The organism is Sphingobacterium faecium (assembly GCF_003054045.1).
Lineage (GTDB): Bacteria > Bacteroidota > Bacteroidia > Sphingobacteriales > Sphingobacteriaceae > Sphingobacterium > Sphingobacterium faecium.
Genome location: NZ_QBKH01000005.1, coordinates 182,010 through 206,476, shown reverse-complemented (window position 1 = coordinate 206,476; position 24,467 = coordinate 182,010). Strand labels below are relative to the sequence as shown.

Genomic DNA, 24,467 nt, shown 5'->3' with positions numbered 1-24,467 from the left:
GATTCCAGTAGGCCTTATTCTCATGACGAGGGTTTTGATAGCTACCATCTATCATTGACTCTAATAAATGTTTCATTAAGGGCGCTAAATGGGCGTAATTGGGAGATAAACTCTTATCGTCGTAAAAACATATTTCACAACAGATTATTGTTTAAAGGTCAAATTCTAAGGAAAAAAGGTGATATTGTTTCGTCATTGGTGATGATAACCCGTAACCAACGTCATGAGGTCATGATCTGTGAAAAGGGGGGCATTTGCGGAATATGCAATTGAAAATAACCATTAAAGTACAAAATTAAGATGAAATCCCATTTTTTAAAACAAAGTGTTTTAACGATCACACTAATACTAATTAGTGTAATATCTATCATTTCCTTTTCTTCTTGTAGTAAAGAGAATACTGATAATAATGAAAAAGTGATCAATGACAGTTATTATTTGAAGTATGTAATAAAAGGTAATGGCACTTATGGTCATTTTAGTAATTGGACAGCCACTACACCTCAAGGTATCTATTCTAATAGTGGTTATCAAGTAAGAAGTTGGAGTCAAACATATGGGCCCATCTTTAAAGGATTTCAATGTGCAGTTCAAATAAATGATTTTATAAGTGGAGCTCCAACTATTGAAATATATGTTTCAAAAAACGAAGAACCGTTTGTATTAAAAGTAATTAAATCTGGCAAATCAGCATCATATAGAATTGATTTTTAAAATTTGGATTATATGGATAACGATTCAATTACTATCTGAAATACGGATGGATGTTGTAGGTGTGCTTAGAATGCCAACGCTTTTTTTTCTTCTTCAAGCAGATCTATCCATATCTGTGTATCTATTTTGGGTTTGAGTGCTTTGACTGTTTTCATAGCAAACAAACTCCGTTTTATCGCGTTGATCAATGTTTTCTGTATGCTATAGTAGGAGAGCCCTTTGGCACTCTCAATCAATTTGGTTAATGATACTTTTTTGTCAAAACCAAACTGGTCTTCCTTTAGTACAAGGTTAATCAATTTTTCGACTTGTTACTTTTCCGGCAGCTCCAATGAGATCGATAAGTCAAATCGACGCAATAGGGCTTCGTCTAACATATCCTTTTGGTTTGTAGCAGCTATGTGACCATACTACTCGGAGGTAGGTAGTCAAACAGCTGTAAAATGGTATTCACCACACGTTTCATTTCACCATGATCTTGGCTGTAGTCACGTACTTTACCTAGAGAGTCAATTTCATCGATAAATATGATGCAATCCTCTTGCGCAGCCTTACGAAATATCTTTGTAAGGTTTTTGCTGGTTTAAACTAACTTAGAAGATACAATAGCACCAAGGTTGAGCACGATCATCATTTTCTTCAGTTCACCAGCTATTACATAAGAAGCTAAAGTCTTACCACATCCCGAAGGACCGTGTAACAATAGCTTGTTCGAGATCGGAAGATTATACTTCTTCAATAACTCGCTCTGCTGATGCTCTTCCAAGAAATTACCAAGTTGATCATGCGCCTGTTCAGTCAATACAAGATTCTTCAGCGAATAGTCCGAAGTCAACTTCTCAAGTATCAGCTCATCCGTTTCTCTATCCTGTAAACTCTGATAGTGAGTAGGAGAGCCCACCTTCATCAACTGATTATTTTGCTTACGGATTGAATCCTTCAAAAGAGATTGCAATTGCAAGGCAAAATTTATTTTTTTGGTACTCTTATTATGCTCAATAAATTCGTTCAACGTAGACAATAGCTTGTCCTGGTCGTTTTCCAACCCAAACCTTGCAATGTCTTTTATATAATTTTGTTGACTCATGATATTTATTGATATTAAAAAAGCAGTGCAAAAGTAAGTAAACTAAAGCTTTTGCTAGCAAAAGCTTTAGTTTACTTGATTCAATATAGCAAATTTTATGCTAAAGTGCTAGCAGAATTTTTTGAAACACGTAAGAATTGATGTCTTAAACAAACAATTTTATAAGGCTTTTAATGCACTTATTATTTCTTCAGTTGAATGAATAGATGTATTTAGAGCCATTTTATCAGCCAAAGTTGGGCTGAATTTTAAAACCTCGTCTTTAGAGATTTTATGCCAAATTGGTAAAATGACCTTATGACCATTCATTTCTCTAGCAACCATTCCATTTAGTTCATATTCAGTCCAATTTTTCTTTACAAAAGAGGGTGAGATTATTACTATTCCATACTTAGAATTTATTAACCCATCATCAATCTTCTTTCGCAGACTGTCGCCAATTTTTAGTTCAAATTCATCATACCATACTTGGAAACCATTTATCTGTAATGCATCAGCTAAATCTCTTACTATATCATCCTTGTCCTCAGAGGCGTGGGAGATAAAGAAATCATATTGTTTTGTAATTTCTGTAGCTTCATCTGCAGTTTTTACAACATTAGAGGAATAGTTTTGATTTATCAAATAGTCTAATTGAGCTTTTTGATCATTGATAGACTGCTGAAGTTCTCGTTGAAAATCAACTTGTTTTTGATTTTGTTGTTTTTGCTCCTGCTCTTCGGCTCTCCTAAGTTCTTGTTTCTTCTTATTGAGATCAGTTGTTTTTGAAGCTATTTTTTTCTGATAGTCAGCTATTTTCTTTTTAAAGTTGAAAATTTCATTTTGATATCCTTGGATTTGCCTTTGTTTACTTTGCAGGGTAGGAAGAGATGTGTTTTTATTAATTGATCTATTTACTGCATCAATCTGTTTTAACTTATCATTTTCTCGCTTAGTATCAAGTGCAATTTTTTGATATAAATCGGCAATCTCTTTTTCTATTTTATTTACTTGAGAGTAATAATAACTTGAGTTCATAATAACATGGCATAATTGGTTTACATTTATAGGACAAAGAAATCAAAATCAGGGGATTTTTGGATATAAGGTTCAAGTCTAACAATTATTGAATTACTTTCTAAAGTATTTATAATATCATCCAATGCTCCAACAACACCTAATGTAATATCATTCCCCATTGATATTTTAGTGAAATGCTGTTCTTCATCAATAAAATTACTCAGTTTAATAATAGATGAAATTTTGTAAACCTGTTCTGGGTACTGCTCATCCTGAGATGAGACATAGAAATAATTTGCCATTATTTGATGAGTTGTATTAAGTATATGACTATTGATTATTACAATATAGATATAAATTGTAATATATTATAACTCAAAGATTAAAATCATGTCGTTTAGTTTTTAAATATTCGTTCTTGTAAAGAATTTCAATAATCTTGTTTGCTAGAAAATTTAATATTTTTCAGTGTTTACCCAGATAGAATTTATAAGTAAGTTTAGTAAAAAATATTAATCTTTTTGACTTTTTAATTTCCTAATTATAGTCATAATAGATAAACTGTACAGTTTGATTTTATAGTCTCTTTCAATTTAATTATCTTAGACGTTTAAACCCAAATTCCCATGAGATAAATCAAAGTATTGTACTCGAATAAACACTGCACAATCGAAGCTTCTAAGTTTAAGTGCGGTACTAACCCATCGATACAGGCAATTAGAATATCTACAACACCACGCTGTTTTAAGTCTGTGAGAACCGATAATGAAAAATTTGCCATTCATTAATACTATAAAGTCCTAAAAGTTTTATTTATTGAACATATATATCAAGAAAAAAATACTTAATTATTTTTTTCCGTGTTAAAATAATCAGTGATTGTTTCTTCAAGTTTTGATAATATTATGTCTACTTCATAGTCTTTTAATGAGTTTAATGGTGTATTCGGACTGTTTACAGCTTGAAAATCTCTTAATTGTGATTTTTCAAATAAGCATTTCCCAATAACAATACTTAATAATAATACTCCATTTGTTTTAAGCTTTTCTAAAAGGGCTGGAACTTCCTTTTTCATAATAAAATCCGAAGCTAGAAAGTTACGGGAAACTAGCATAATCGCTATATCGCAATTGACTAATTTATTTTCTATTTCTTCAAACCAATTTGAACCAGGTTTAATTTGTGTGTCACTCCAGTAATTAAATTCAAGATCAGGGAATACATTCCTCAAACTTTTTAGAGAAGTTTCCACCTCTTCTTTATATTTTAAATCCTTATGGCTATAACTAATGAATATGGAGTTTTTCATTTTATGTATTTTTTGAACTTCAGATTGTATTAATTTTGTATTAGGTTTAGCATTCTCGTATGCATGTAGATCTATTGACCTTTTTACATTTCCTCTGATATCGAAAATAAATTGATTGGGATTATTTTTATCATAGATTTGGGCACTAAACGTATAAAGTCCTTTTAAGTTAGGTAATTCATCCTTTAAATCTTTCAATGGAATTGTGTGAAATTTATTGTTATTTAACCACAATCTTTCTAATTTCTTTAATTTCAAGATTTCTTTTGGGAATTCTATCAAATAATTGTTGCTCAGTGCTAGATATCTTAATTCCTGCAATGAATCAATATTAGTGTTAATTTGTCCAATTTGATTACCATTGAGTAATAGCTTAGTTAATTTTTTAAGTATAAATAATTGATTTGGTAATGCCTTAAGTAAGTTTTTATTCAAATTTAAGACTTCTAATTTTTGCAATTTTGCAATATCAGCATAAATTGTAGAAATTTTATTATTTGATATATCCAGTTTCTTTAAGTGCCTTAAAGAAAATAGTTCTTTTGGCAGTTCTGTAAAGTTATTTCCGCTAATATTGAGCTCTTTTAGGTTTCTATTAGTTATTACATACTTAGGAATTTCTTTTAGATTCTGATTGGATAAATCAATTTTTGATGCACACTTTATATTTCCCATTCAATTTGATATTGTTAGCTATTCTTTCAAAAATAATAATTAATTTAGTAATCCCTAAGGAGGATAGGGCAAAAAGTCATTTGAGAAGCCGATGATTCCAGAAATGGATTGAAATCACTTCAATTTTAACCTGAAAAATTAGTTATGGGTTAATCCGTGGATGTAGTATGCTTAAATTTCAGAACAAAGTTCAGATTAAAAAAGAACAACATACGATAGACGGGGAGTAAAACATTGCCACTACGGTAGCCTCACTAAAAAAGCTTTCCTCTGAGCCGGTACGACCACTCAGAGGTTTTTTATTTAAAAAAAATATTTGTAATAATTTGAATTATGTAAAATATTTGTAGCAACTCTAACAAATATGTATTTGACTACACTGTCGCTATTTGAAAGTATGGTTCGAAGTATTCAACCAAATAAAATTATTTCAAAATCACAAAGAAAGTACCATTTTAAATCTGCAGATTTGGTACGTAATCTCACACCAACGGAATCATCAAAACATATTAGACACAAATAACAAATAAATCAATTAGTAACGTAAATCGGAGAAGTCCAATCCTAGCTGTAGGAAAAATGGTGTACTTACAGCCTAGTATACTTCATTCTTTACCAGTTTCAGAAATGAAATAATAATTATTTTCGAAATCAACAAACTCAGTGGATTGATGCTGGAAATGTTCCCCGAAATCAGAATAGTGGAAGCTCCTTGTAAAGTCGATATCAATACAAAGGAAATAAGGCATGTGAAGGTTACACATTAAATTTAGGCGAACAATCAATTTTTAAGAAGCCTTTATTTGATATTCGGACCAAAAGAGAGCCAAACATCAAATACTTGCTCTGTGAGACATCCCAATTTACTCAACCTTTTTGGTTGATGAAATTATCTTTTCGATATACTCCTCTGTAATAAAGAAATTAGATACGAGAACCCCTAAAATTTTATCGTTATGTATAATTTGACCACCACTAAAACCATTTAAATAAAAATTTAATTCAGTTGTATAGAATAAAACATTGTCGAATTCTGAAAAAACATTAGGAACTACCTCAGTAGAATTTGTTCCGATTGTTATTGGTATAGCGTACAAAAAATATTGTATTCCTTCCAGTTGTAAAGTATCTAACTTTTGAAAGTCGAGATCTTTTGTTGTACATCAAACTGCTACAGGACTTTCAGATGTTATTTTTATGGAATTTATGTTACTTGGTAAGATTCCAATTTTCCCAAAAGCAAAATCTTTTTTTATAATATCATTATCTGGATCATATTCACAATGGATAATCTCTAATGCCAAAAGCTCTCCATTTATTAATGCTAAGCTGTCCAGCTTTTGAATACTTTCATTTCCTTTTTCTTTTTTGAAAAAGTTGTGTCCATCTTTATAAAAATGCCCATCTCAATCAATTAAAAATCCTGTTCCGTTATAGGTTTTTTGATTAACTGGGTTTGTTGATAAGATTGGGAAAATATATGTTTGCATGTTATGTTTAAATTTTTGTAATTGTCTTAAATATTTTAGTAGAAAAATGTTTAAGACAATACTTTCAAGTTTTAATAGATTTTGCTCTTATAGCTCGATCAGATGTTTACTTTGATTGTATTTTTTCAGTAAGTGTTTTAATAATATCGACAAGGTTGTCACTAAATTTTGGATCATATGAATTAGTATCTAAGTTTTGGAATGAAGAAGATTTGTCAATATTCCAGTTCTGAAAGATTTCATTAATTTCAGCATATGAAGTTATTTTTTCACCGTAAGCCTTTATTACAAATTCACCAAATGAAATTGCATGGATCCTATCTGCATTTCGCAATGCTTCATGCATGAAAGACTTTCCAAGTGTAAAAGTATATTTTGAACAAGCTAATAATAAACCAATAATTATTATGCTTTTAACAAGTGTTATAACAATCGTAAACCAGATAATATTTGGTGCTTTTAAAATGCTTTCTTGAATCTGATTTATTGATTTTAACCCTTCCACTGAGTAAAAGACTCCAAATATTAAGGTTGACAATCCGATTACATAACAGAGGTATGCAACCCACATGTTTTGAAGTTCTCTCTTCTTGAGAGCAGTTGTAGCAACTGTAATATAATCGGCTGCTGTACTTTCAATCAAAACTCTTTTTTGAGATTGTAGTTCTTCGGCAGCTTCTTTTTTGCCAATAAAAGTTGAAATTGAGTTATCAATTTTATCTATTGCTTTTGTGAAGTTTTCGTCAGTTATCCGAATGCAATATAAATCTCTTATAAAATCGGGAATTTCAATATCTCCATAGATTACTGGAATTAAGAACTTTTTGTTTTCGTTTTCGTCAATAAAGGCTCTAGTCGTTCCAATTTCACTGATAACATATTTTGAATTAATACTATCTTTAGTAATAAGAACAAGTAGACCATCAGATTTTTTTAATTCAGTCAAAAGATCCTTTCTCCAATCATTTCCAACTTTCATTACAGTTTCATCCATAATGGTCTGATGTCCAAGAGATGTTAGTCCTTCATCAATTTTTTTGATTAATTGAATATCATTATGTTGGTACGAAAGATAAATTTTTGCCATATGTTTGGGTTGTCAAATTTAAAATATAGTTTTATAATTGTTTAAATGAATCTCAATACTACAATTTTAGATACTTTATTGGGTTTTTAGATGTAAATTATTTTTCGGTTAGTTAAGAATGTTTTGATACAAGCTTCTTAATAGTTTTTTTAATACCTATCTTCTAAATATTTCCAGTTTAGATGTGAGCTTAAGCCGTTAGCATCAGGAAAAACCGTTCTATTGTTTACACCAAAAGTAGTTAGTGTTCTCAGAAGCTCTTTTTTTAAACTGGATTGAATTCTAATTTCAGTTAGGTGGTTTTTTGTTTTGATATTATTTTCTAAAGTTACGAAGCGTTTAAAATTATTTGAATATGCGTGAGCAGTAAACCATCCATGTTGAGCAACTATTCGTTCATTATTTAGCATTGGTTTTAAAATCTTAGTACTCCGAATATCAAATGGAGAAGTTTTCTTGTTAATATCAATACGCATATCGCTGTCGCAGGAAAATAGATATAGATAGGAATCGTGTTCCAACTTATGCGGATTTTGACAAGCGAACCAAAGAGCTATAAGTGGATTACTGGTCCAGTCCAAACGACGAGTTTTTAGTCCGAAGTGTTGCGCATATACTAACCATTCCCAATCCGTGGTGAAGTTTTGTTTTATTAAAAAGGATGATCTTCGTTTAAAATCTTCAAGCATTTTCCGTTCTGTAGTTGTACTATCGTTGGTAGGAAATTTTCTACAGATATTAGGTAATAAGGGGGCATTGTCTGATTGACCACGGAATAAATTGATCTCGTACCCCATCATTTCAAGAGTTTCTAATTCATCTATAAAATCCTTAAACGACGATATTTCTTTTTTGTGCATGCGAGCTATATAGTTTAATTTATTAATATTTATTCCTAAAATCGATAATTTCTTCTACTAGAACTTCCAAAAGTTATAGTAGGACTTGCGCACTTCTTAATCGATGTTTTAAGAAATGTATTCGTGACTTGTTTTAAAGTCTCTTTGACTAAAGTGGAACAAAATACTTTATCATCATCTATTTTTTCAATAACCCATTTTTGGGTTGAGTCGGATTTGTGAAACACTTCGTCACCAATTTTAAATTCTTCCATTATTGTTATTTTATTACATAAACATTACATCCATTACATCCAATCGACTAGTCATAGGTGCCGATAACTCTTGTTCCAATTCCCTCGATTCACAATGTAGAAAAACTAAATTTCCATCTCGCTGTTTACGCAGAACGTCTTGGCTTCCTCTTATTTCAATAAGATTTTTTATAATTTTGGAACGCGACGAATCACTGTGATATATGGCTATGATTTTTCCGATAATACCTTCTATTTTGATTTTATCTACCTTATTAAAAACCTCATCAATATATATCGCGTCTGATTTGTCTAGCGAATGGCCCCAAAAGAAGAACTGGTATAGCTTGTCTTCATTTTCAATTTCATCTACAAATTTTAAATCAATTCCATAGTTTAGTTTTTGGAAATATTTAGTGAAAGGAATAAGGCTACCTTTGTCATTTGAAGCATGTTCCCAGTCGTTAATTCCTAAAATGATATTATTTTTTTCCAACTCACCATGGATAAAATTTGTGGGTATCTTTTTCGAAATTAATTTCGAAAACGTAGGTGTATAATTAAATGTAAAATGATAATTAATAGACTTTAACAAATCTATTCTAATCGTTCCAGTGGACAACTCGACTAAAGGAAGAACTATCTGATTTAAATACTCTTTAAACAGATTTGTAAAAGTATTCAGGTCATTTAGAATAGATTCAAATAATTTTTGCTTCTCGAAATCAATATAGAATTTATCAATAGATTTAAAAAAAATTGGGTTTAATTTAATCTGAAGGAACTTGTCAAAATGTAAGATTTCAAAATCGATTAATGTGAGATATATCTCATATTGTGTTTTCTCAAAATCTTCTTTATATAACACGTCCTCATCAGTTGAATATCTGCCATTTTTTGCAAAAGTTTCTACTTTTATGTCGTCTAAAGTCGCGAGTATAATTGTTAAAGCTTTTTCAATATGCTTTTCAAAGTCTATCCATGTACTGATACCATATTCCCTCGATAAGTATCTGAACCAGGTATTTTCATTAAGTCTTGTTTTGAAAGATTCAAAGTCAGCGAACTCAGAGGAGGGAAGCTTGTCGGAATGTTTCAATGCTACGATGTCATCTTTCAAATCGTTCCAATCAAATTCCTGAGAATTTTGAAGTTTCTTACAGATTTTAATGAAATCAGAATATCCCGTGGGAAGACCAAAACTCAGGTCGAAACCATTTCCCGTTATAAGTATTTTAGGCATAATTTGCTATAAGTTTTATCATGATTCTATCATAATACTATTACTCGTCCTTTTTCTTCTTAACTACCGGATATTTTTCAACGTATTCTTTCATTAATTCTCCTGGATTTTTACCTACAGCTTTCTCTATCAATAGCATTTCATAGGGTTCAGGAGCACTTGTGTTAAAATATAAGTCAGTGAGCCTTTGTTTATTAATTCCTGTTTTCGCTTGTATTATTTCAAATGTGTTTTCTCCTTCAAACAACTTGTGCATTAGAAATCCAAAATTGGTTCTCTTGTCAAGTTTATAATCTTCTACTAAAACTAAATTCCGATGCTTGTATACTGCATCTCGCGCATTCTCAATTGAATCGCCAGATCTCACTGCAATATTATAGAATGAGTGGATAGAAACACTCTTTTTATTTTTGGAGGTTATTTTGCTAATCTCTCCACCAGACACTTTGGTAGTCTTTCCAAATTCTTCATTAGAAAGTCCCAGTTCCGCTTTTCTTGATTTTACATATTCGGCGAAATTGGCAACTTCATTCAAAGCAAGTTCTTCATCATTCATAACTACTTAGTGCTTATTAATTCTATTTAATTTTATTTTGTTAAATGGAATTATGTTTATATATTTGTTTAAGCGATTTGATATTCTCGGCTAATAAGCCTTGATTAACGATGTATCTCGATCCATAAACGACTAATTTATCTCGAGAGAAACCGTGCAATCGCCCCATGCTCAAAAAGTTTACTACATTTGTAGTTCTTTATAGAAGAAGCATGTGGGTGGTTCCGCGTGAACTCTAGAGATTGAGCCAAACTCCTTCGGGAATAGGCAAAAAGGCTAGTCACCTATGGATCTAGAGTTGGAACCATCCCTTGTTTTTTTAAGGTTTTTTTCAACTCTTCGACTTACATCGTTCGACATAACCAAAATTAATTATGATGAAACGAAAATTCACCACCACAAGAACCACCCACGACATAATCCAGGATTATTGTCTCAGGTTCGCACATTCTGATTTAATAAAGAACATATCCTGTACGCCAGAATAGGGCGTTTAGTAAAACATAAGTATAAATAGGATAGGGGAAGTTTGTTCCAAATTTAAAAGGCGTATTTTAGTAAAAAGCATGGGGTAGCGACCATACTTAATATTAAAAATGACGTTCTAATAAGGTTAAAACTAGCTTGTTCCCATACTATTATGGCTTGTGTTACCGACTTTCATTTTGATATACAATTGCTTGCATAGGCTAAATTGGATCGGATTTTAGACTTCGTAACCTAAAATTACACTTTTCTAGTCATAAAGCAAATTATTGTCATCAAGTTTTATTGATTTACATCAATAATGGAAAGTCGGTTCTTGTTCTTTAACCCAAATAATGCAATATAAGAAGACCACTCTATAGCCAATTGACGACGACATAAAATTGCATTTTTATTGATTTAATTTTTTTTTAAAAGGTTTCCTTAATGCCCAAAGTATGGCCAAAAATTAGGGATTTAAGGGAGCCAATTTAAACCTTTAAGCAATGCAAAATACTTGCAATCGGGAGAGCTACGCGCTGTCCCCAGAGATAGAACTGTCTTCGTTTTTGAGTGAAAAGTGCGTCCCATTTATTAAAAAACCAATTATGACTACACTTTTACCCAAAACAGCATTGAAAAATGCTACACTGACTAGATCCAGAGGTCGTATGCCCTATGTGCCCAAGGCTATAGTAGACAAACGTCCAAAGGAACGGTACTATTCTTTGCTGGTTCCTTCGGAAAAAGATATCAGTCCCTTTATTTCTGTGCTGCATGGCACCCGTAATGATGTACTGCGGATCAATTTTGTGTGCATGGCCGTTTATGAGTGCTACCTGTATGCCTTTGGACTGCCTAGTAACTTTCCGAAAGAGCAGATCATCGTTTTGGGTGATGACCGGGTCAAGTATATTCCTTGTAGAAGCTGTCAGTACGGAGGTAAACATTTATATGAATATGAGCTCACCGTGCCCGCCAGTACCGAAAGGGAGGAATACCAACAACGGATCATCAACGACTTCAACCAGCACTTTCAGTTGGATGTAAACGTTGAGAAGCTTTCGATAGTGAAAGAAAGTAGACCGATCGGGGAAGATGGCAAATCGGTAGAATTGATCTGGGACGAGCAGATCACCATGATCATGCGCAAAAAACCGACATTAACATTAGAAAAGTAAAAAGATAGTTTCTACCTGTGAATTCCGGATGCTGCCGAGGGATAAAATTGATGACCTGATCAACCCTCGGTATCAAACGGAGCAGGGAAACTTGATAAAAAAAAGACCAAAATGAACATCAAAAATCTATATATCAACAAGCTTTGGGGATATCTCCAAAAGCTATTTAAGCCTGCAAAGGAGGGCGCGCTGTTGCGCATAAATCAGGCAGCATATACTGCCACTAAAGATGCACTAAAAAATACTATTGCACAAGCAACTAATGATGATTTTAGTAATCCATACGCCCTTGATGATGGCTCGACAAACGTTCGGGATAATGATGGGACAGGTTCGGGGCTGATTCGGAAATCATTCGGCAGTTCTTCGACTGCTGTTCGGCAAGTTCCCGAAGGCCGGTCGAAGCGCAGTCGAACAGCACCCGAACAAGACTCGAAGGAGTGTCGAACACGTGTCAAAGCCGACTCGAACAGCGCTCGAAGCGGACTCGAACAAAAAATATCAAAAAGAATAAATTCTGATCTTTTCCCAACCAACTTCGCCCCATCTTCTAGGTCGCTACGAGTGGGCTCCCAGTGGGCTTCGAGTCCGCTTCGACGGAAGTGGGGGAAAACTCGAAGCCACCTCGAAGCGGACTTGCGTGGAGGTAGAACAAGGCTGGAACAAAGGGCGAAAAAAGGTCGAAGAAATACAGTAAATAGTCAAATGGATGTTTCGGAGCAGTTTTTGGCAGCAACCGGATCCATACCAGCTCCATATCAGATTCGCACCCTGTTTTACCGAAAGCCGTCTTTACACCGCTTCTGCACCGCCTTTTTCCCGTCCCTGAGCCGGGAAATGGACGGTGCAGGGACTTTGCAACTGCTGTGCAGGGACAAGAAAGTTTATAACAAGGTACGAACAAGGTTAAAACAAAGTACGAATCAGATCCAAATAGGCTTTTTGTCTTTTTTGTTGATTTTGATGCAAAAAGTAGTTTTCAAAGTGGCCAAGAGTGTACCGTTAGTGTACGGGTTATTCACGGGGAGTGTACCAATCCTGTACCGAGAATGTACGGAGAAGCTACTGAGAAGGTACCAAAGAGGTACTAAAGCCAGTAGCTCGGCCGAGGATCTACAGGCGGAGCCTAGACCAGCATGGGAACACCGTTGTTCATGTATCTCCCAAGCATGCGTAGTGCATATGCTAAGTAATGGTCAAGCATGGATAGTGCGTAAAACGGTACCCATTGATACACTATCCATGCACTATCAACGCACTATCTATGCTTCATCTATACTTGATCATTACTGGAAGAATGCTTTATCTCAAATAAGCGCTTTTAAGCGATCCAATATATTTTGTCAGGCATCTGAGTGGTTTTGGATTAATAGTCGTTCAAATCGCTTAAAACGCTTCTTAACTAAAAAGGTTGGAGCTATTCAGGATGTATTGAATGCATGCCGCAAGGATTTTTTGTTAAAATCTAAATTTTCCGTTTCGATGATCGCACTGCTCGTGATGACCTTTGGCGCAGGAGCAAGCCAGGCGCAGACGAAAACAAGCTATAGTTTACAGGGTACTGTTATTTCTGCTGTAGATAAGAAGCCCTTACAGGCTGTATCTGTGCGTGTTGAAGCGGGTCAGGTGAAGACTTCGACTAACAAAGATGGTGCATTTAGCATCATGGTTCCACAGCGAAATGGCAAAGTGAAATTGACCTCTGTCGGTTACAAAACCGTAGAGCTGGATTATACCGCAGGTGTACCATTGCATGTGCAACTAACTCCTTTGGAAAATCAACTGGATGAGGTGGAAGTGGTGTCTACAGGGTACCAGAAAATACCAAAGGAAAGAGCGACCGGGAGCTTTGAAGTCATCAATAACGAACAGTTAAATATCAGTAAATCATCTCATTTTATTAATCGATTGGAAGGATTATCGCCATCGCTTCGATTTGAAAAACGTGTCTCAAATTTGAAACCTGAGGAGCAAATCTATCAAAGAGGTAATTCTACTTTTTTAGGTGCTTGGAGTCCGCTCATTATCCTAGATAATTTTCCTTACGAAGGTGATCTAAGTAATATCAATCCCAATGATATTGAAAACATAACCATACTGAAAGATGCCGCTGCTGCTTCAATATGGGGTACAAGATCTGGCAATGGGGTGATTGTTTTAACTTCCAAATCGGGAAGCAAATTAGATCGTATGCAATTGGAAATCAGTTCAAATCTACAAATAGGACAAAAGCCAGATATCTACAAGCTGCCTCATATGTCCAGTAAAAGTTTTATAGAAGCAGAAGAATTTTTATTTGACAACAACTACTACGATTGGATGATCAACTATCCGGATTACACGATATCGCCGATTGTTTCTCTATTAAATAAACTTCGTTCAGGAAAAATTGATTCGGAAAGCTATCAGAATCAAAAGAGTGCTTTGGAGAAAAATGATGTTCGAGAGGATTATATGAAGTACATATACCATAACAATATCGTCCAACAATATTTTGCGGGTCTATCGTACGGAAGTAAGAAAATTGATTTTAGGGCAAGTTTGGGATTTGACAAATCTCTAGAAAATATCAAAAATAATCAATCTGATCGCATTAGTGCAAAATTTGTAAGCAGCATGCGTCCTTCAGATCGGTTTTCGGTTGATCTGAGTATAGGCTTTTCCGATAATGGAAAGCAGGGACAAGGAAATGCTTCTAAAGTGGATTATGGGTCGCTGTATTCAGGTGCAGGAAAATCATTTTATCCTTACGTTCGCCTGGTGGATGATCAGGGCAATGGAATAGATCTTGAAACTGTGACTTTTAGGAAGTCTTATATAGATACGCTTGCCGGTGGACGCCTGTTGCCCGAGCGCTACAATATCATGAATGAAATATATGCAAGTAAAAATCGGGCACGTGTTAGTGATGCCACAATGAGTCTTGCCGCCCATTATAAACTCAGCAATGCTTGGCAGCTCGATGCCTCTTATCAATATCAGCGGTCTTTGAGCAAGACGACCGATATGGAGTCGCTCGACTCATATTTTACCCAACATTATATCAATTTATATACACAATTCACTCCGAATACCTTAACCTACAATGTACCCATGGGTGCTATTTATAGCCAAAGGATTGGCGATCTGGCTTCACATTATATCAGAACAACAGCAACTTTCGATCAAACACTAGGTGCTGGTGTTTTGAATGTATTAGCAGGGACAGAAGTAAAAAGTATGGACAGCCGGATCGAAGGTTACAGATTATATGGGTATGATGCGGATCGTATTGAATTTTCTCCCGTAGATTTTAAAACAAGTTTTCCTTTGTTAAATGGACTTCAGGGGAGAGCGCAAATATGGAATGACAATAAGATCGAGGAATATAAGCAACGCTTCGTTTCTCTTTTTATGAACGGATCTTATACGCTTCATAATCGATATGTATTTTCTGGGAGTATACGTCGCGATGCTGCAAATCTATTTGGCGTGGCATCTAACCGTAAATGGCAACCGCTTTGGTCACTGGGTGCTGCTTATGAAATCAGTAAAGAGGACTACTTTCCTAAAGGCACGTTTTCTTACCTAAAACTTCGGACCACTTATGGCGTAAATGGTAATGTCACTACCCAGATATATGCTTATCCAACCATTGCTTACGATGGTGTTTTTCCTTATACAGGATACACAAATGCTTACATGGTCAATCCTCCAAATCCAGATTACCGTGCCGAACGTGTCGGCATGTTTAATATGGGGATAGATTTTGCTATGACCAGTGGTCGTCTACATGGAAGTGTAGAATTTTATAACAAAGAGGCAAAAGATCTGGTGGCATTGGCCAATATTGACCCCACAACTGGTTTTTATACACAGGCAGTCAATATCGCTAATTTTAAAAATAAAGGTTTTGAGCTCAACCTGCAAAGTACCAACGTTGTATCGGGAGATTTTAAATGGAATTCAAATCTGATATTTAGCTACGGAAAAAGTGTGGTGACCAAGTATAATTACAAACATTCGAGTGTATCGAGTTATATGTGGGCTGCAACAGCACCAAATCCAGTTGTGGGTAGAGATTTATATGGTCTATATGCATTTCGATTTGCAGGCCTGGATCACAGTACGGGTGCACCGATGGGCTATTATAATGGTGAGGTATCCCAAGATTATTCTAAGATCATGTCTGTCGGTATAGACGATGTCAGATATATGGGATCTAGTTTACCGATCTATTCTGGGTTTATAGCAAATACTATTTCATGGCGATCATGGTCTTTGAGAGCCAATCTTCAATATAAATTTAAGTATTTCTACAAGCGTCAAAGTATTCAATATAATGGATTAGCGCAATACTGGCAGATGCATGATGATTTTGATCGACGATGGAAAAAACCTGGAGATGAGCTGCATACCCATGTGCCCGCATTAATATATCCGCTAAACTATCAAAGAGATCAGTTTTATCAAAATTCGGAGGTCTTAATCGAGCCGGCTGACCATATCAGATTAAAAGATATTAACTTACAGTATCAGATGAACCTACAATCCAAAACAGTCAAATCGATGCAGTTTTATTTAAACGCCGACCATCTGAATCTGATATTATGGCGTAAATCAAAATATAAAAACGATCCTGATTTTAACTTCTTGATCCCTACACCTAGGCTTTATACAATAGGTGCTAAGGCATCATTTTAACACTAAAATTTATGAATTATCATCTACTATACAATCGAATTCTGTTGGGCATGATCTTACTCTGCCTACAGTCTTGCAGTAATTTTTTGGAAACAAAACCTGATACTAAATTAGCCATCCCCAATACGTTTGAGGACTGTCAAGCTTTGCTTGACGGATATGGCACCGTCAATACGGGATATCCTTATGTTGGAGAACTTTGTGCGGATAACTTCTCGATAAATCAGGAGAATTGGAGCAGCTTAGGAGATTACGAGGATCGTATGCTTTATATCTGGGATAAGGAAACAAGCCCGATCATCACGCAATGGGCATCACCTTATCAAACCGTCTTCATTGCTAACCAAGTATTATCCATATTGAAAGAATTATCTGCCGGGAATAGACGTGAGCAACTGGAAGGTGCGTCGTACTTTTACAGAGCTTATGCTTTGTTTAGCTTAGCAGAGATATTCGCACCTGTTCCAAAAAAAGATGGGTCTAATGCAGATTTGCCTGCTTTACCATATCGTACCACTCCCAATGTGGAAGAAAAAAGTGTACGGGTCACGTTGAAGGAATATTTTGATCTGCTATTACAAGATCTGGAGCAGGCCGAAAACCTGTTGCCCATGGTAAATGGATTACCTTCGAGGCCATCTAAAACTGCGGCAGCGGCATTGCTCTCCAGAATCTACCTCTATATGCAGGATTATGAAAAGGCTTTGCGCTATACCAATAAGGCGCTAATAAATAACAGTAAGCTTATGGACTATAATACGTTAAGAACAGAGGAGGAGAGTCCATTTAAACAGTTTAACGAGGAAGTGATCTTTCAGGCCATCTCAACAGGAACCTATACGTATTATTACACAGTTTGGAAAGTGGCTCCTGATTTTCTTCAAAGCTATGCAGATCATGATCTCCGGAAAAATCTATTATTTATGGAGAATGAAGACAATACTTATTCATTCAAAGGGAATTATGATGGCGAGTTTAATCAAGCTCCATTCAGCGGTCTTGCGGTAGATGAATTGATCTTGACAAAAGCTGAATGTTTGGTGCGATCAAATCAGATTAGTGAAGCACTTACATCGCTCAATAGTTTATTGGAGAAACGGTATCGTAGTAGCACGTTTGAACCCATCGAGATACAGGATCCAGCTCAATTGCTCCAGCTCATTTTAGAAGAACGGAGGAAAGAACTGGTGATGCGCCAGAGAAGATGGCCCGATCTGAAACGTCTGAATTTAAACAGCCAGACAGCAACTGTATTAACACGTCAGATAGGAGATAAGGAGTATCAGTTATTACCTAACGATCCTTTTTATACGTTTCTGATCCCTCAGGAAATCATCAATAATTCCACACTTACACAAACGATACGATAGTATGAAAAATTTATGTTATTTATTATGTTTTCTGCCAGTTTTTCTGCTGGCACAAGAGCGTGAATCTGAAAAAGATACAGCGCAAAAAACAATTCAAATCGGTGAACAAGTCCCGTCCGATGCTTTAGGTACAACTCTAGATGGAAAAAGTATTGGCACGGTCAAACAACTTCCTGAAGAGTTGGTTATTCTAGATTTTATGGATACTTCATGTAGCAGCTGTATTGCGACACTGCTCCGGTTAAATAAATTGGAGGAGGAAAATAAGGGTAGATTAAAGATAATATCCATCTCTGGTGAGAAGAAAAGTCGAGCAGCAGCTTTTCGTGCGCACAACGAAGTATTTAAAGCTAATAAATTGGATTATGTGGTAGAAGATAAATTATGGTCAACCTATTTTCCGCATCAGACTGTTTCGCATATGGTCTGGGTCTATAAGGGAAAGGTGATTGCCATCACTTATTCTGAGTTTGTAGATCAGGCGATGGTTAATAAAGTGTTTGAGAATGGAGCAATTGAGCTGCCGGTTAAAGATGATTACCTGGTGTTCGATTATGGGATACCGCTGATAAAAAGTCAGAAGGGTAAGTATTCATTTCTTACCGGTTATATTGAAGGCGCATATCCAAAATTTAGTCAAGAAGTGGACAGTGTGCAACGTGAGGTGCGGGAGTATATTGTAAACGCAGGTATAATTCCTGCTTTTCTTTCGTGTTATGGAAGGGTTAGTGAAATACCTTATATGAAAGACAGCCGCATTATGATTGAGCGGTCTGATAAAGAGCGATTCTTGTTTAAAGAAGAACGCTCAAGATATCAGGAAATATGGCGCCGAAATTATGGCATAAGTTATGAAGCTAATTTTGATCTGGAGCTAGATGAAAAGAAAAGAGTGCTTGCCATGATCCGGGATCTGGAGCTAAAACTTGGAGTCAGAACAGCTATTGAATTAAAGACTGTAAAATGCTGGGTGATCAAAGATGAAGGAAAGAATATCGGCAAACCGGATGATAATGGGCAAACAATAGATGATTTTGCATTTATGCTTGACTTGAATGCAGATAGGCCTCCGATTATAAACGAATCTAAAAATCTTAATAAGTATGCTTTTAAGGGATTCTCTGATTTTACTGAGATGCAACGCAGTCTCAAGGAATTTGGCTTTTTACTTGTTGAGGAGGAGAAGGAAATACCATGTTTTGTTATTGAGTAAAATTAGTGGAAAGAGCTATCATTTTTTTGATAGCTCTTTCGTATTAAATGCAATAATTAAAATCTTATTTAAGCTTTTAATTTTACATTTGTTGTACTTGTTCTCGTATTCAGAGCTTGTAACATTTCATTGCGTAGCGCATTTGAAATGGTAGGAACACCACCTGCATTTGGTGCTTCAATGGTACAGATCTGATTATTTCCTGAACAAGGTGGCGTTCCCAATGAGTAACTTGCTGGATCTCCAGGGTTACTAGGGTTATTCAACTGAAATGTTGCCATTTTGTTTTAAGTTAAATTATCATTAGGTTAATTGATCACAGTAGCGCTTTTGACGTACTGGCCCCACAGTCTCCAACTATCAGAGTGCTGCATTTTGAATTGGCGTCTGGACTCCTTATTTGGCCAATCAATTTGTTTTCATTTTTTTATTTGGCTGGTTTCCAATTTTAGGAATGGCACAAACCTATGTTGTGACCTTTTCTAATTTTTTCTGTTTTATTTTTATATCATTTCTTATTCATTTCTATTTCCTGCATGAATTTTCCCGCTCTTCTGCTGAATGTCTTCACCTTTGCAATGCTTTTGAAATCCTGGTTTCATACGCTTCGATTCAAAACTAATACGAAAACGAACATTTTGGAGGGGAGACTTTTTGTTTATGAAACCTGTTTAAAAGGACTTTAAAATGAGCTCCCTTTTAGCAAAGGGGAGAAATGAGGTGAAATTGGCATAGAATAGATTCTTGCTATAAAAGGTCATTCAAGCGTAACACGCTTGAATATGGACCTTGATGTGGGATGAAAATGGGAAATCAGGTTGGGATTCCCCCGATTTTTACTGTTTTTTCAATTTATCGACGATTTTTTCCGCCCAAATGGTCAAAATCACGCTCTATAGCCTGCAGCATTTTTTTAAAAATGCCGTGGACATGAGTAGCTCCACTTTCCAGTTTTTGTCTATCGAATTTTTCCAGACTATCTTTGGATACCAAATGCCCACGTTTGGTGCGGACACAAGTGGAAACATATGAACAGACTTCACGCTTGCTCATATCTTCGGGGTACACGTCAGCAAGATGCATGTAATGCGTAAATAGATTGATATGGCTCGCAAACAATTGCGTCGGTATTCCTACCGGTTTCAAAACTTCTTCTGGCTTATTAACTTCTTCTAGTTTGGTTTCGGGTGTTTCTATGGGTTTTGGTTTGATGGACTTTTTTTGTTCTGCATATTGGATAAGCAGATCAGCGAGATGGGCGCGGGTAGGATCAAAGTATAATTTGGGATCTCGTGAAGCTTGGCTTATACGTAGTTCATTCTCATCAATGCACATGATTTTATTTTCATCGGAAAGTTCACTGAGCCTAAAGTTAATCAGCTCACTACATCGATTGAAAAATCCCATATGATTGAAGTTGATATTGATCATGGTCTCGATAAAACGTCGTTCCCAATCTTTGTCACGAGGATCATGAGCCATACGGGTTAGCGACTGCAACAGCTTGTTGAAAAATAGATCGTGATAATAGCACAGTTGATTACTAGCATTATTGAAATGGCTCTCTATCGCAGATTGGATCTCTAATAATAGATGTTTCCAGATTCCCTTTTTTAAAAGGGCTTCTTGTAAAGGAGGGAATTTTTCCGTGATCTCTGCTTTTAACAGCTGATATTGATAGTCGGTCAATGGTTCTTCAAGATCCATATCTTGGCTGTATAGATCTTCATAAGTCTGAAAGAGCTCGTGAAATTTTAAGATGATCAAATCAACTTTCCGATTCTTCTTCCGATAAATAATATTGAACATGCGTCGCAATTGACTGTAGAAAATACGAAAGGATTGCTGAACTAGCTCACGGTTACCATGACTGAGGTATCTCGTATGGGAGTGAATCTCGATATCATTTAGGGCTGATAGGAGGTCTTGTTCGATCTGTTCATCTTCTTCTTTGTTCAAATGCGGGATACCATAGGCTGCTATGAGCTCCCTTAGGTTCGTTAAAACACTTATCATAATCAGTAATAAAAAGGGAAATTTATATATGTTTACTAAAATTAAATAAGAAAAGCTGAGTTGTCAAGTTTTTTCCTATGCTAAGGAAAAAAACATATACTATTTAGAATTTGAAAAGCGTTTTTAATATAGCTTAGATCAATTTCTGAAAGAAATTAGTGACTTCATAAGCTAAGTTTTGCTGTGTAACAATGGACGATCTGTTTATTTATCGAATTCTTTTTGACGTAGCTAATAAACAAAGAGCATCCATACGACTATCAACTTAAAAAGGAAAAGTATCATCGGAAGTATTTCGGATAACGGTTATAATTATTTGAAGACTTGCTATCAAATTATTGTAATTTGCAATACAGAAATCTTACATATAATGAATTTTTTTAAGAAGTTGTTCGGACGTGAAGTTTCTCATGTAGATTGGGAGATCGTAAAACATGCAGAAAATGTATATCCAGAAAGTTCGATTACGATATTATTGTTAACCCTGCCTAATGGATTAAAAGGTACAGGATGGGTAAATATGGCTTACCGAAAATATGAGTTTAAAGAATTTTGCCCTTATCATGTTAGGATAAGTGTCGATTTTCATGATCAGGTTGCCGAGGAAAATCCTGATCTGGATATGGGAGAAATTGAAGATTTCTTTTCTGATGAACTGCAGAAAATATGCATCTGTCACATGATTTCCAGACAAGTATCAGAGGTTGGAATGGAAATAGATTGTTATGTTGAAGCTGATGAATCCGTTGAGCAAATTTTGAGAAAGCTTTCCCTGGATGAAAATAGATTGGTATCTTTCACTTATAAAATTGATTTCGACCCTAAATGGAAAAAAGTTCGTTATTTATTTAATGTTTAGATAGAAAATTAGACTAAACCATATCCTAAATAAACCAGCTACATCAATAATAGTCATTACCTTCTCTACAAATATCTTAAGATATGATATAGGATTTGGTATCTTAAAGGCATTAATAACGCAATGAAAATATTTGAAAAAAAATCATGAAAGAGCCACCTGTTCGGTACTCAGAAAATTCTCAAGGAGATTTTTATGTAGAGAATGACGCATGTATGCGTTGCGGGGCTCCGGAATTTGAGGCACCTGACCTGATTGATCATTCGAAAACTGAATACGAACATTGTTATTTTAAAAAACAGCCAGAAACTCCAGATGAACTGGAAAGAGCGATATGTGCCATGTCGGTTTCATGTATTGCGGGGCTTCGGTACGGCGGTAAGGATGAGAAAATATTGAAACGCCTTTATGAGGAAGGATTGGAAAATGAATGTGATCATAAACCTAAAGGCAGATTTGACTTTTTAAAGAAATTTTTGAAATGAAGTAACCTGCTGGGTGGCGGGCTATAAGAAGGCGAAGGGGTAAGGATAATTCAATGTTAAAGCGTACGCATGCGGCACTAATACCTTACGAATCGTAAATGATAACCTTCAAATATAAATTGGTCATAGATTGCTAGCGATAAAACTTGTAATTTACGGGAGTTTTTACTATTGCTAAATGAATATAATCATGATGAGAAAATATCTTTGTATAATGCTTCTTTTTATCGCTGCAGTGGATGGTCTGCGTGCGCAAACGGTGACCAGTAAATTGCTCCCAACCAGATTAAAAGCAAGTTTTGAACGTGTAAAACAGGCTATCCCAGATATGGATGGCTGGTATATTGATCAGGATATGGAGATTAAAGCCCTGGCTCATACAGATACTACCGCTAGCTTTGAAATCCAGGAGAAAGGTTTAAGTACTGAAATTCTTGTTGATAACGAAAAAGAATATAATAAGTTGGTCGCAGCGGCAGCAAAAGATGTTTCCAAACCAAGTATCTATATGCTCTATAATTACAAGTTAAAAGGCAAAAAAATGCAGTTTGTGCCGATAAAAAAAAGCTTTTTATTTCCTGAATATGGGTTTATCTGGACACTGAACATAAAAAAAATAGCAGAAAACGAAACTGAACTTTTATTTTCATATAAATCGCTGACCCCCACATTTGCCAATAAAATAGAGAGCGAATTTAAAGGCGATACCTATTATAGCAACAAAATTCTAAAAATTTCGGTCGATGATAAGCGGATGCGTCAACGGGTCAACGATATTTTGATTAATAAAATGCATGTTGACAGGGATTATCCGGCGCCATCATATCCAATGCGTAATTAGGTTTTATACTTTGTGCCAAGCTATAATCATTGAAATGTGATCCTTTTCAAATTTTTCTACGGCGTAAATACCATATAGCCATCTTTTATAATATTTTTTCTCTATCAGGGCTTTTATCGTTTCATAATCTGCATCAGACTCCATGAAAATTGATGTAGCCCTGCCAAAGGAGATTCCATCAACCTACATGAAGTCTTTTGGATCGAGACCTTTCATAGCAGCATGTGCTCTTGCTTTGGCATAATCGGGCATACAATCTAGACTATAGATCAGATTGGTTAATCTTGCAGCATATAGGGATTTGGAATTTTTAGCATTACATTTAAGTGGCTTAGTGCTTATATATGAAGGGGATGCTTAGTTTTTGCCCAGAAGATGACAGTTATCGGGTAGCTGTGATCGAAAGGAACAAGTTAGAGGAGCAAATGCAGCAACAGAGGCTGAAAGAAAATAAAGGAATGGCAAGCCCTATTCAATAAATGCGGATTTTATTAAATTATCTGTTATCTTGAAGTGTAATCGAAAATAATATGATTAAAAAATATTTTTGGAACTGTTTTATCTTGATTTTACCGATACTGATCTGGAATATCCTATTGACGGATCATTTGCCAAAAGCATATCAGCCTGAAGTATTTTCAAAAGATATTCCTTCTTTCCTGATGTATGGGGAACAGATTTCCAGAATCATGATTTTTCTGTTGGCATTTTTGATGCCTCTTTATATCTCTAAAAGCAACAAAGGCCAAAGGCTTGGTCTGTACATCTACATCGTAGGCGTGCTCCTCTATTTTGCATCATGGATCATGTTGATTGGTTTGACCAATAGTGCATGGAGCAACAGCATGGTCGGTTTTTCTGCCCCTGCCATTACTCCTGCATTATGGTTAGCTGGAATCGGCCTGATCGGAAATTCATATTATTTTCATTTACCCTTTAGACGTTGGCCATTTATGTTCATATCGGCTATCTTTTTGTTTTTTCATATCAGTCATACCATAGGGGTGTACTACAACATTCACTCCTGATCATTCCATGATCGGGAAGGATAGGTGAAACTAATTTTTTGCCAAATGACAAATATTTATATTTTTGTTGTTC

At 35.3% G+C, this 24,467-nt stretch carries 20 protein-coding genes and 1 pseudogene; 10 read left to right on the top strand and 11 right to left on the bottom strand.

Features of this window, described 5'->3' with window-relative positions:
- The first annotated feature begins 300 nt into the window (after positions 1–300).
- Positions 301–714 (top strand): hypothetical protein, encoded by a 414-nt coding sequence (locus C8N37_RS15020; RefSeq protein WP_108159653.1) that lies wholly within the window; start codon positions 301–303, stop codon positions 712–714.
- Between the two features lie 65 nt (positions 715–779).
- On the opposite strand, the gene C8N37_RS22945 is transcribed toward C8N37_RS15020, so the two are convergent.
- The 9 genes and pseudogenes from C8N37_RS22945 to C8N37_RS14970 all read right to left on the bottom strand — a co-directional run bounded on the left by C8N37_RS22945 (position 780) and on the right by C8N37_RS14970 (position 10,253).
- Complete coding sequence (locus tag C8N37_RS22945; protein WP_211322270.1) at positions 780–1,013, bottom strand: hypothetical protein; 234 nt, start codon at positions 1,011–1,013, stop codon at positions 780–782.
- A gap of 98 nt (positions 1,014–1,111) precedes the next feature.
- Positions 1,112–1,621, bottom strand: a pseudogene (locus tag C8N37_RS23105) (AAA family ATPase).
- Positions 1,622–1,960: 339 nt separating this feature from the next.
- Positions 1,961–2,818, bottom strand: a complete 858-nt coding sequence (locus C8N37_RS15010) for a toll/interleukin-1 receptor domain-containing protein (protein ID WP_108159652.1) — start codon at positions 2,816–2,818, stop codon at positions 1,961–1,963.
- A 26-nt stretch (positions 2,819–2,844) separates the two neighbouring features.
- Complete coding sequence (locus C8N37_RS15005; protein ID WP_108159651.1) at positions 2,845–3,102, bottom strand: hypothetical protein; 258 nt, start codon at positions 3,100–3,102, stop codon at positions 2,845–2,847.
- A gap of 542 nt (positions 3,103–3,644) precedes the next feature.
- A complete protein-coding gene (locus C8N37_RS15000) occupies positions 3,645–4,784 on the bottom strand; it encodes a leucine-rich repeat domain-containing protein (RefSeq protein WP_108159650.1) in 1,140 nt (379 codons plus the stop codon).
- Between the two features lie 1,596 nt (positions 4,785–6,380).
- Positions 6,381–7,361 (bottom strand): toll/interleukin-1 receptor domain-containing protein, encoded by a 981-nt coding sequence (locus C8N37_RS14990; RefSeq protein ID WP_108159648.1) that lies wholly within the window; start codon positions 7,359–7,361, stop codon positions 6,381–6,383.
- A gap of 149 nt (positions 7,362–7,510) precedes the next feature.
- On the bottom strand, positions 7,511–8,221 hold the full coding sequence (locus C8N37_RS14985; protein WP_108159647.1) for an FRG domain-containing protein: 711 nt from the start codon (positions 8,219–8,221) through the stop codon (positions 7,511–7,513).
- A 267-nt stretch (positions 8,222–8,488) separates the two neighbouring features.
- On the bottom strand, positions 8,489–9,697 hold the full coding sequence (locus tag C8N37_RS14975) for an AbiH family protein (protein ID WP_108159645.1): 1,209 nt from the start codon (positions 9,695–9,697) through the stop codon (positions 8,489–8,491).
- Positions 9,698–9,737: 40 nt separating this feature from the next.
- Positions 9,738–10,253: a hypothetical protein gene (locus C8N37_RS14970; protein ID WP_108159644.1), complete on the bottom strand. Its 516-nt coding sequence runs from the start codon at positions 10,251–10,253 to the stop codon at positions 9,738–9,740.
- A 1,073-nt stretch (positions 10,254–11,326) separates the two neighbouring features.
- On the opposite strand from C8N37_RS14970, the gene C8N37_RS14965 reads away from it, so the two are divergent.
- From C8N37_RS14965 to C8N37_RS14950, 4 genes are all read left to right on the top strand, one after another.
- A complete protein-coding gene (locus C8N37_RS14965; protein ID WP_108159643.1) occupies positions 11,327–11,899 on the top strand; it encodes a hypothetical protein in 573 nt (190 codons plus the stop codon).
- A 111-nt stretch (positions 11,900–12,010) separates the two neighbouring features.
- Entirely contained in the window at positions 12,011–16,582 is a 4,572-nt protein-coding gene (locus C8N37_RS14960) for a SusC/RagA family TonB-linked outer membrane protein (protein WP_108159642.1), read from the top strand.
- An 11-nt stretch (positions 16,583–16,593) separates the two neighbouring features.
- The gene (locus C8N37_RS14955) at positions 16,594–17,952 is read left to right on the top strand and encodes a RagB/SusD family nutrient uptake outer membrane protein (RefSeq protein WP_108159641.1); all 1,359 of its coding nucleotides are present in this window, start codon (positions 16,594–16,596) and stop codon (positions 17,950–17,952) included.
- Position 17,953: 1 nt separating this feature from the next.
- Positions 17,954–19,165 carry a TlpA family protein disulfide reductase gene (locus C8N37_RS14950; protein ID WP_108159640.1) on the top strand — a complete coding sequence of 404 codons (1,212 nt, stop codon included), beginning with the start codon at positions 17,954–17,956 and terminating at the stop codon, positions 19,163–19,165.
- A 68-nt stretch (positions 19,166–19,233) separates the two neighbouring features.
- Here C8N37_RS14950 and C8N37_RS14945 read toward each other — a convergent pair whose 3' ends face one another.
- Both C8N37_RS14945 and C8N37_RS14940 read right to left on the bottom strand, forming a co-directional pair.
- Positions 19,234–19,446 carry a hypothetical protein gene (locus tag C8N37_RS14945; RefSeq protein ID WP_108159639.1) on the bottom strand — a complete coding sequence of 71 codons (213 nt, stop codon included), beginning with the start codon at positions 19,444–19,446 and terminating at the stop codon, positions 19,234–19,236.
- 571 nt (positions 19,447–20,017) lie between these two features.
- A complete protein-coding gene (locus C8N37_RS14940; protein ID WP_108159638.1) occupies positions 20,018–21,181 on the bottom strand; it encodes a hypothetical protein in 1,164 nt (387 codons plus the stop codon).
- A gap of 370 nt (positions 21,182–21,551) precedes the next feature.
- On the opposite strand from C8N37_RS14940, the gene C8N37_RS14935 reads away from it, so the two are divergent.
- From C8N37_RS14935 to C8N37_RS14920, 5 genes are all read left to right on the top strand, one after another.
- Entirely contained in the window at positions 21,552–22,040 is a 489-nt protein-coding gene (locus C8N37_RS14935; RefSeq protein WP_108159637.1) for a hypothetical protein, read from the top strand.
- Between the two features lie 146 nt (positions 22,041–22,186).
- The gene (locus tag C8N37_RS14930) at positions 22,187–22,525 is read left to right on the top strand and encodes a ferredoxin (protein ID WP_108159636.1); all 339 of its coding nucleotides are present in this window, start codon (positions 22,187–22,189) and stop codon (positions 22,523–22,525) included.
- 190 nt (positions 22,526–22,715) lie between these two features.
- Complete coding sequence (locus C8N37_RS14925; RefSeq protein ID WP_146171081.1) at positions 22,716–23,366, top strand: transcriptional regulator; 651 nt, start codon at positions 22,716–22,718, stop codon at positions 23,364–23,366.
- Positions 23,367–23,719: 353 nt separating this feature from the next.
- Positions 23,720–23,845 carry a hypothetical protein gene (locus tag C8N37_RS23190; RefSeq protein ID WP_261775319.1) on the top strand — a complete coding sequence of 42 codons (126 nt, stop codon included), beginning with the start codon at positions 23,720–23,722 and terminating at the stop codon, positions 23,843–23,845.
- A 51-nt stretch (positions 23,846–23,896) separates the two neighbouring features.
- Positions 23,897–24,394 (top strand): hypothetical protein, encoded by a 498-nt coding sequence (locus C8N37_RS14920; protein ID WP_108159634.1) that lies wholly within the window; start codon positions 23,897–23,899, stop codon positions 24,392–24,394.
- Positions 24,395–24,467 lie beyond the last annotated feature (73 nt).

Coding starts and splice junctions, on each gene's coding strand:
- C8N37_RS15020 (WP_108159653.1), top strand. CDS start 301: ATGAAATCCCATTTTTTAAAACAAAGTGTTTTAACGATCACACTAATA.
- C8N37_RS15010 (WP_108159652.1), bottom strand. CDS start 2,818: ATGAACTCAAGTTATTATTACTCTCAAGTAAATAAAATAGAAAAAGAG.
- C8N37_RS15005 (WP_108159651.1), bottom strand. CDS start 3,102: ATGGCAAATTATTTCTATGTCTCATCTCAGGATGAGCAGTACCCAGAA.
- C8N37_RS15000 (WP_108159650.1), bottom strand. CDS start 4,784: ATGGGAAATATAAAGTGTGCATCAAAAATTGATTTATCCAATCAGAAT.
- C8N37_RS14990 (WP_108159648.1), bottom strand. CDS start 7,361: ATGGCAAAAATTTATCTTTCGTACCAACATAATGATATTCAATTAATC.
- C8N37_RS14985 (WP_108159647.1), bottom strand. CDS start 8,221: ATGCACAAAAAAGAAATATCGTCGTTTAAGGATTTTATAGATGAATTA.
- C8N37_RS14975 (WP_108159645.1), bottom strand. CDS start 9,697: ATGCCTAAAATACTTATAACGGGAAATGGTTTCGACCTGAGTTTTGGT.
- C8N37_RS14970 (WP_108159644.1), bottom strand. CDS start 10,253: ATGAATGATGAAGAACTTGCTTTGAATGAAGTTGCCAATTTCGCCGAA.
- C8N37_RS14965 (WP_108159643.1), top strand. CDS start 11,327: ATGACTACACTTTTACCCAAAACAGCATTGAAAAATGCTACACTGACT.
- C8N37_RS14960 (WP_108159642.1), top strand. CDS start 12,011: ATGAACATCAAAAATCTATATATCAACAAGCTTTGGGGATATCTCCAA.
- C8N37_RS14955 (WP_108159641.1), top strand. CDS start 16,594: ATGAATTATCATCTACTATACAATCGAATTCTGTTGGGCATGATCTTA.
- C8N37_RS14950 (WP_108159640.1), top strand. CDS start 17,954: ATGAAAAATTTATGTTATTTATTATGTTTTCTGCCAGTTTTTCTGCTG.
- C8N37_RS14945 (WP_108159639.1), bottom strand. CDS start 19,446: ATGGCAACATTTCAGTTGAATAACCCTAGTAACCCTGGAGATCCAGCA.
- C8N37_RS14940 (WP_108159638.1), bottom strand. CDS start 21,181: ATGATAAGTGTTTTAACGAACCTAAGGGAGCTCATAGCAGCCTATGGT.
- C8N37_RS14935 (WP_108159637.1), top strand. CDS start 21,552: ATGAATTTTTTTAAGAAGTTGTTCGGACGTGAAGTTTCTCATGTAGAT.
- C8N37_RS14930 (WP_108159636.1), top strand. CDS start 22,187: ATGAAAGAGCCACCTGTTCGGTACTCAGAAAATTCTCAAGGAGATTTT.
- C8N37_RS14925 (WP_146171081.1), top strand. CDS start 22,716: ATGATGAGAAAATATCTTTGTATAATGCTTCTTTTTATCGCTGCAGTG.
- C8N37_RS23190 (WP_261775319.1), top strand. CDS start 23,720: ATGCTTAGTTTTTGCCCAGAAGATGACAGTTATCGGGTAGCTGTGATC.
- C8N37_RS14920 (WP_108159634.1), top strand. CDS start 23,897: ATGATTAAAAAATATTTTTGGAACTGTTTTATCTTGATTTTACCGATA.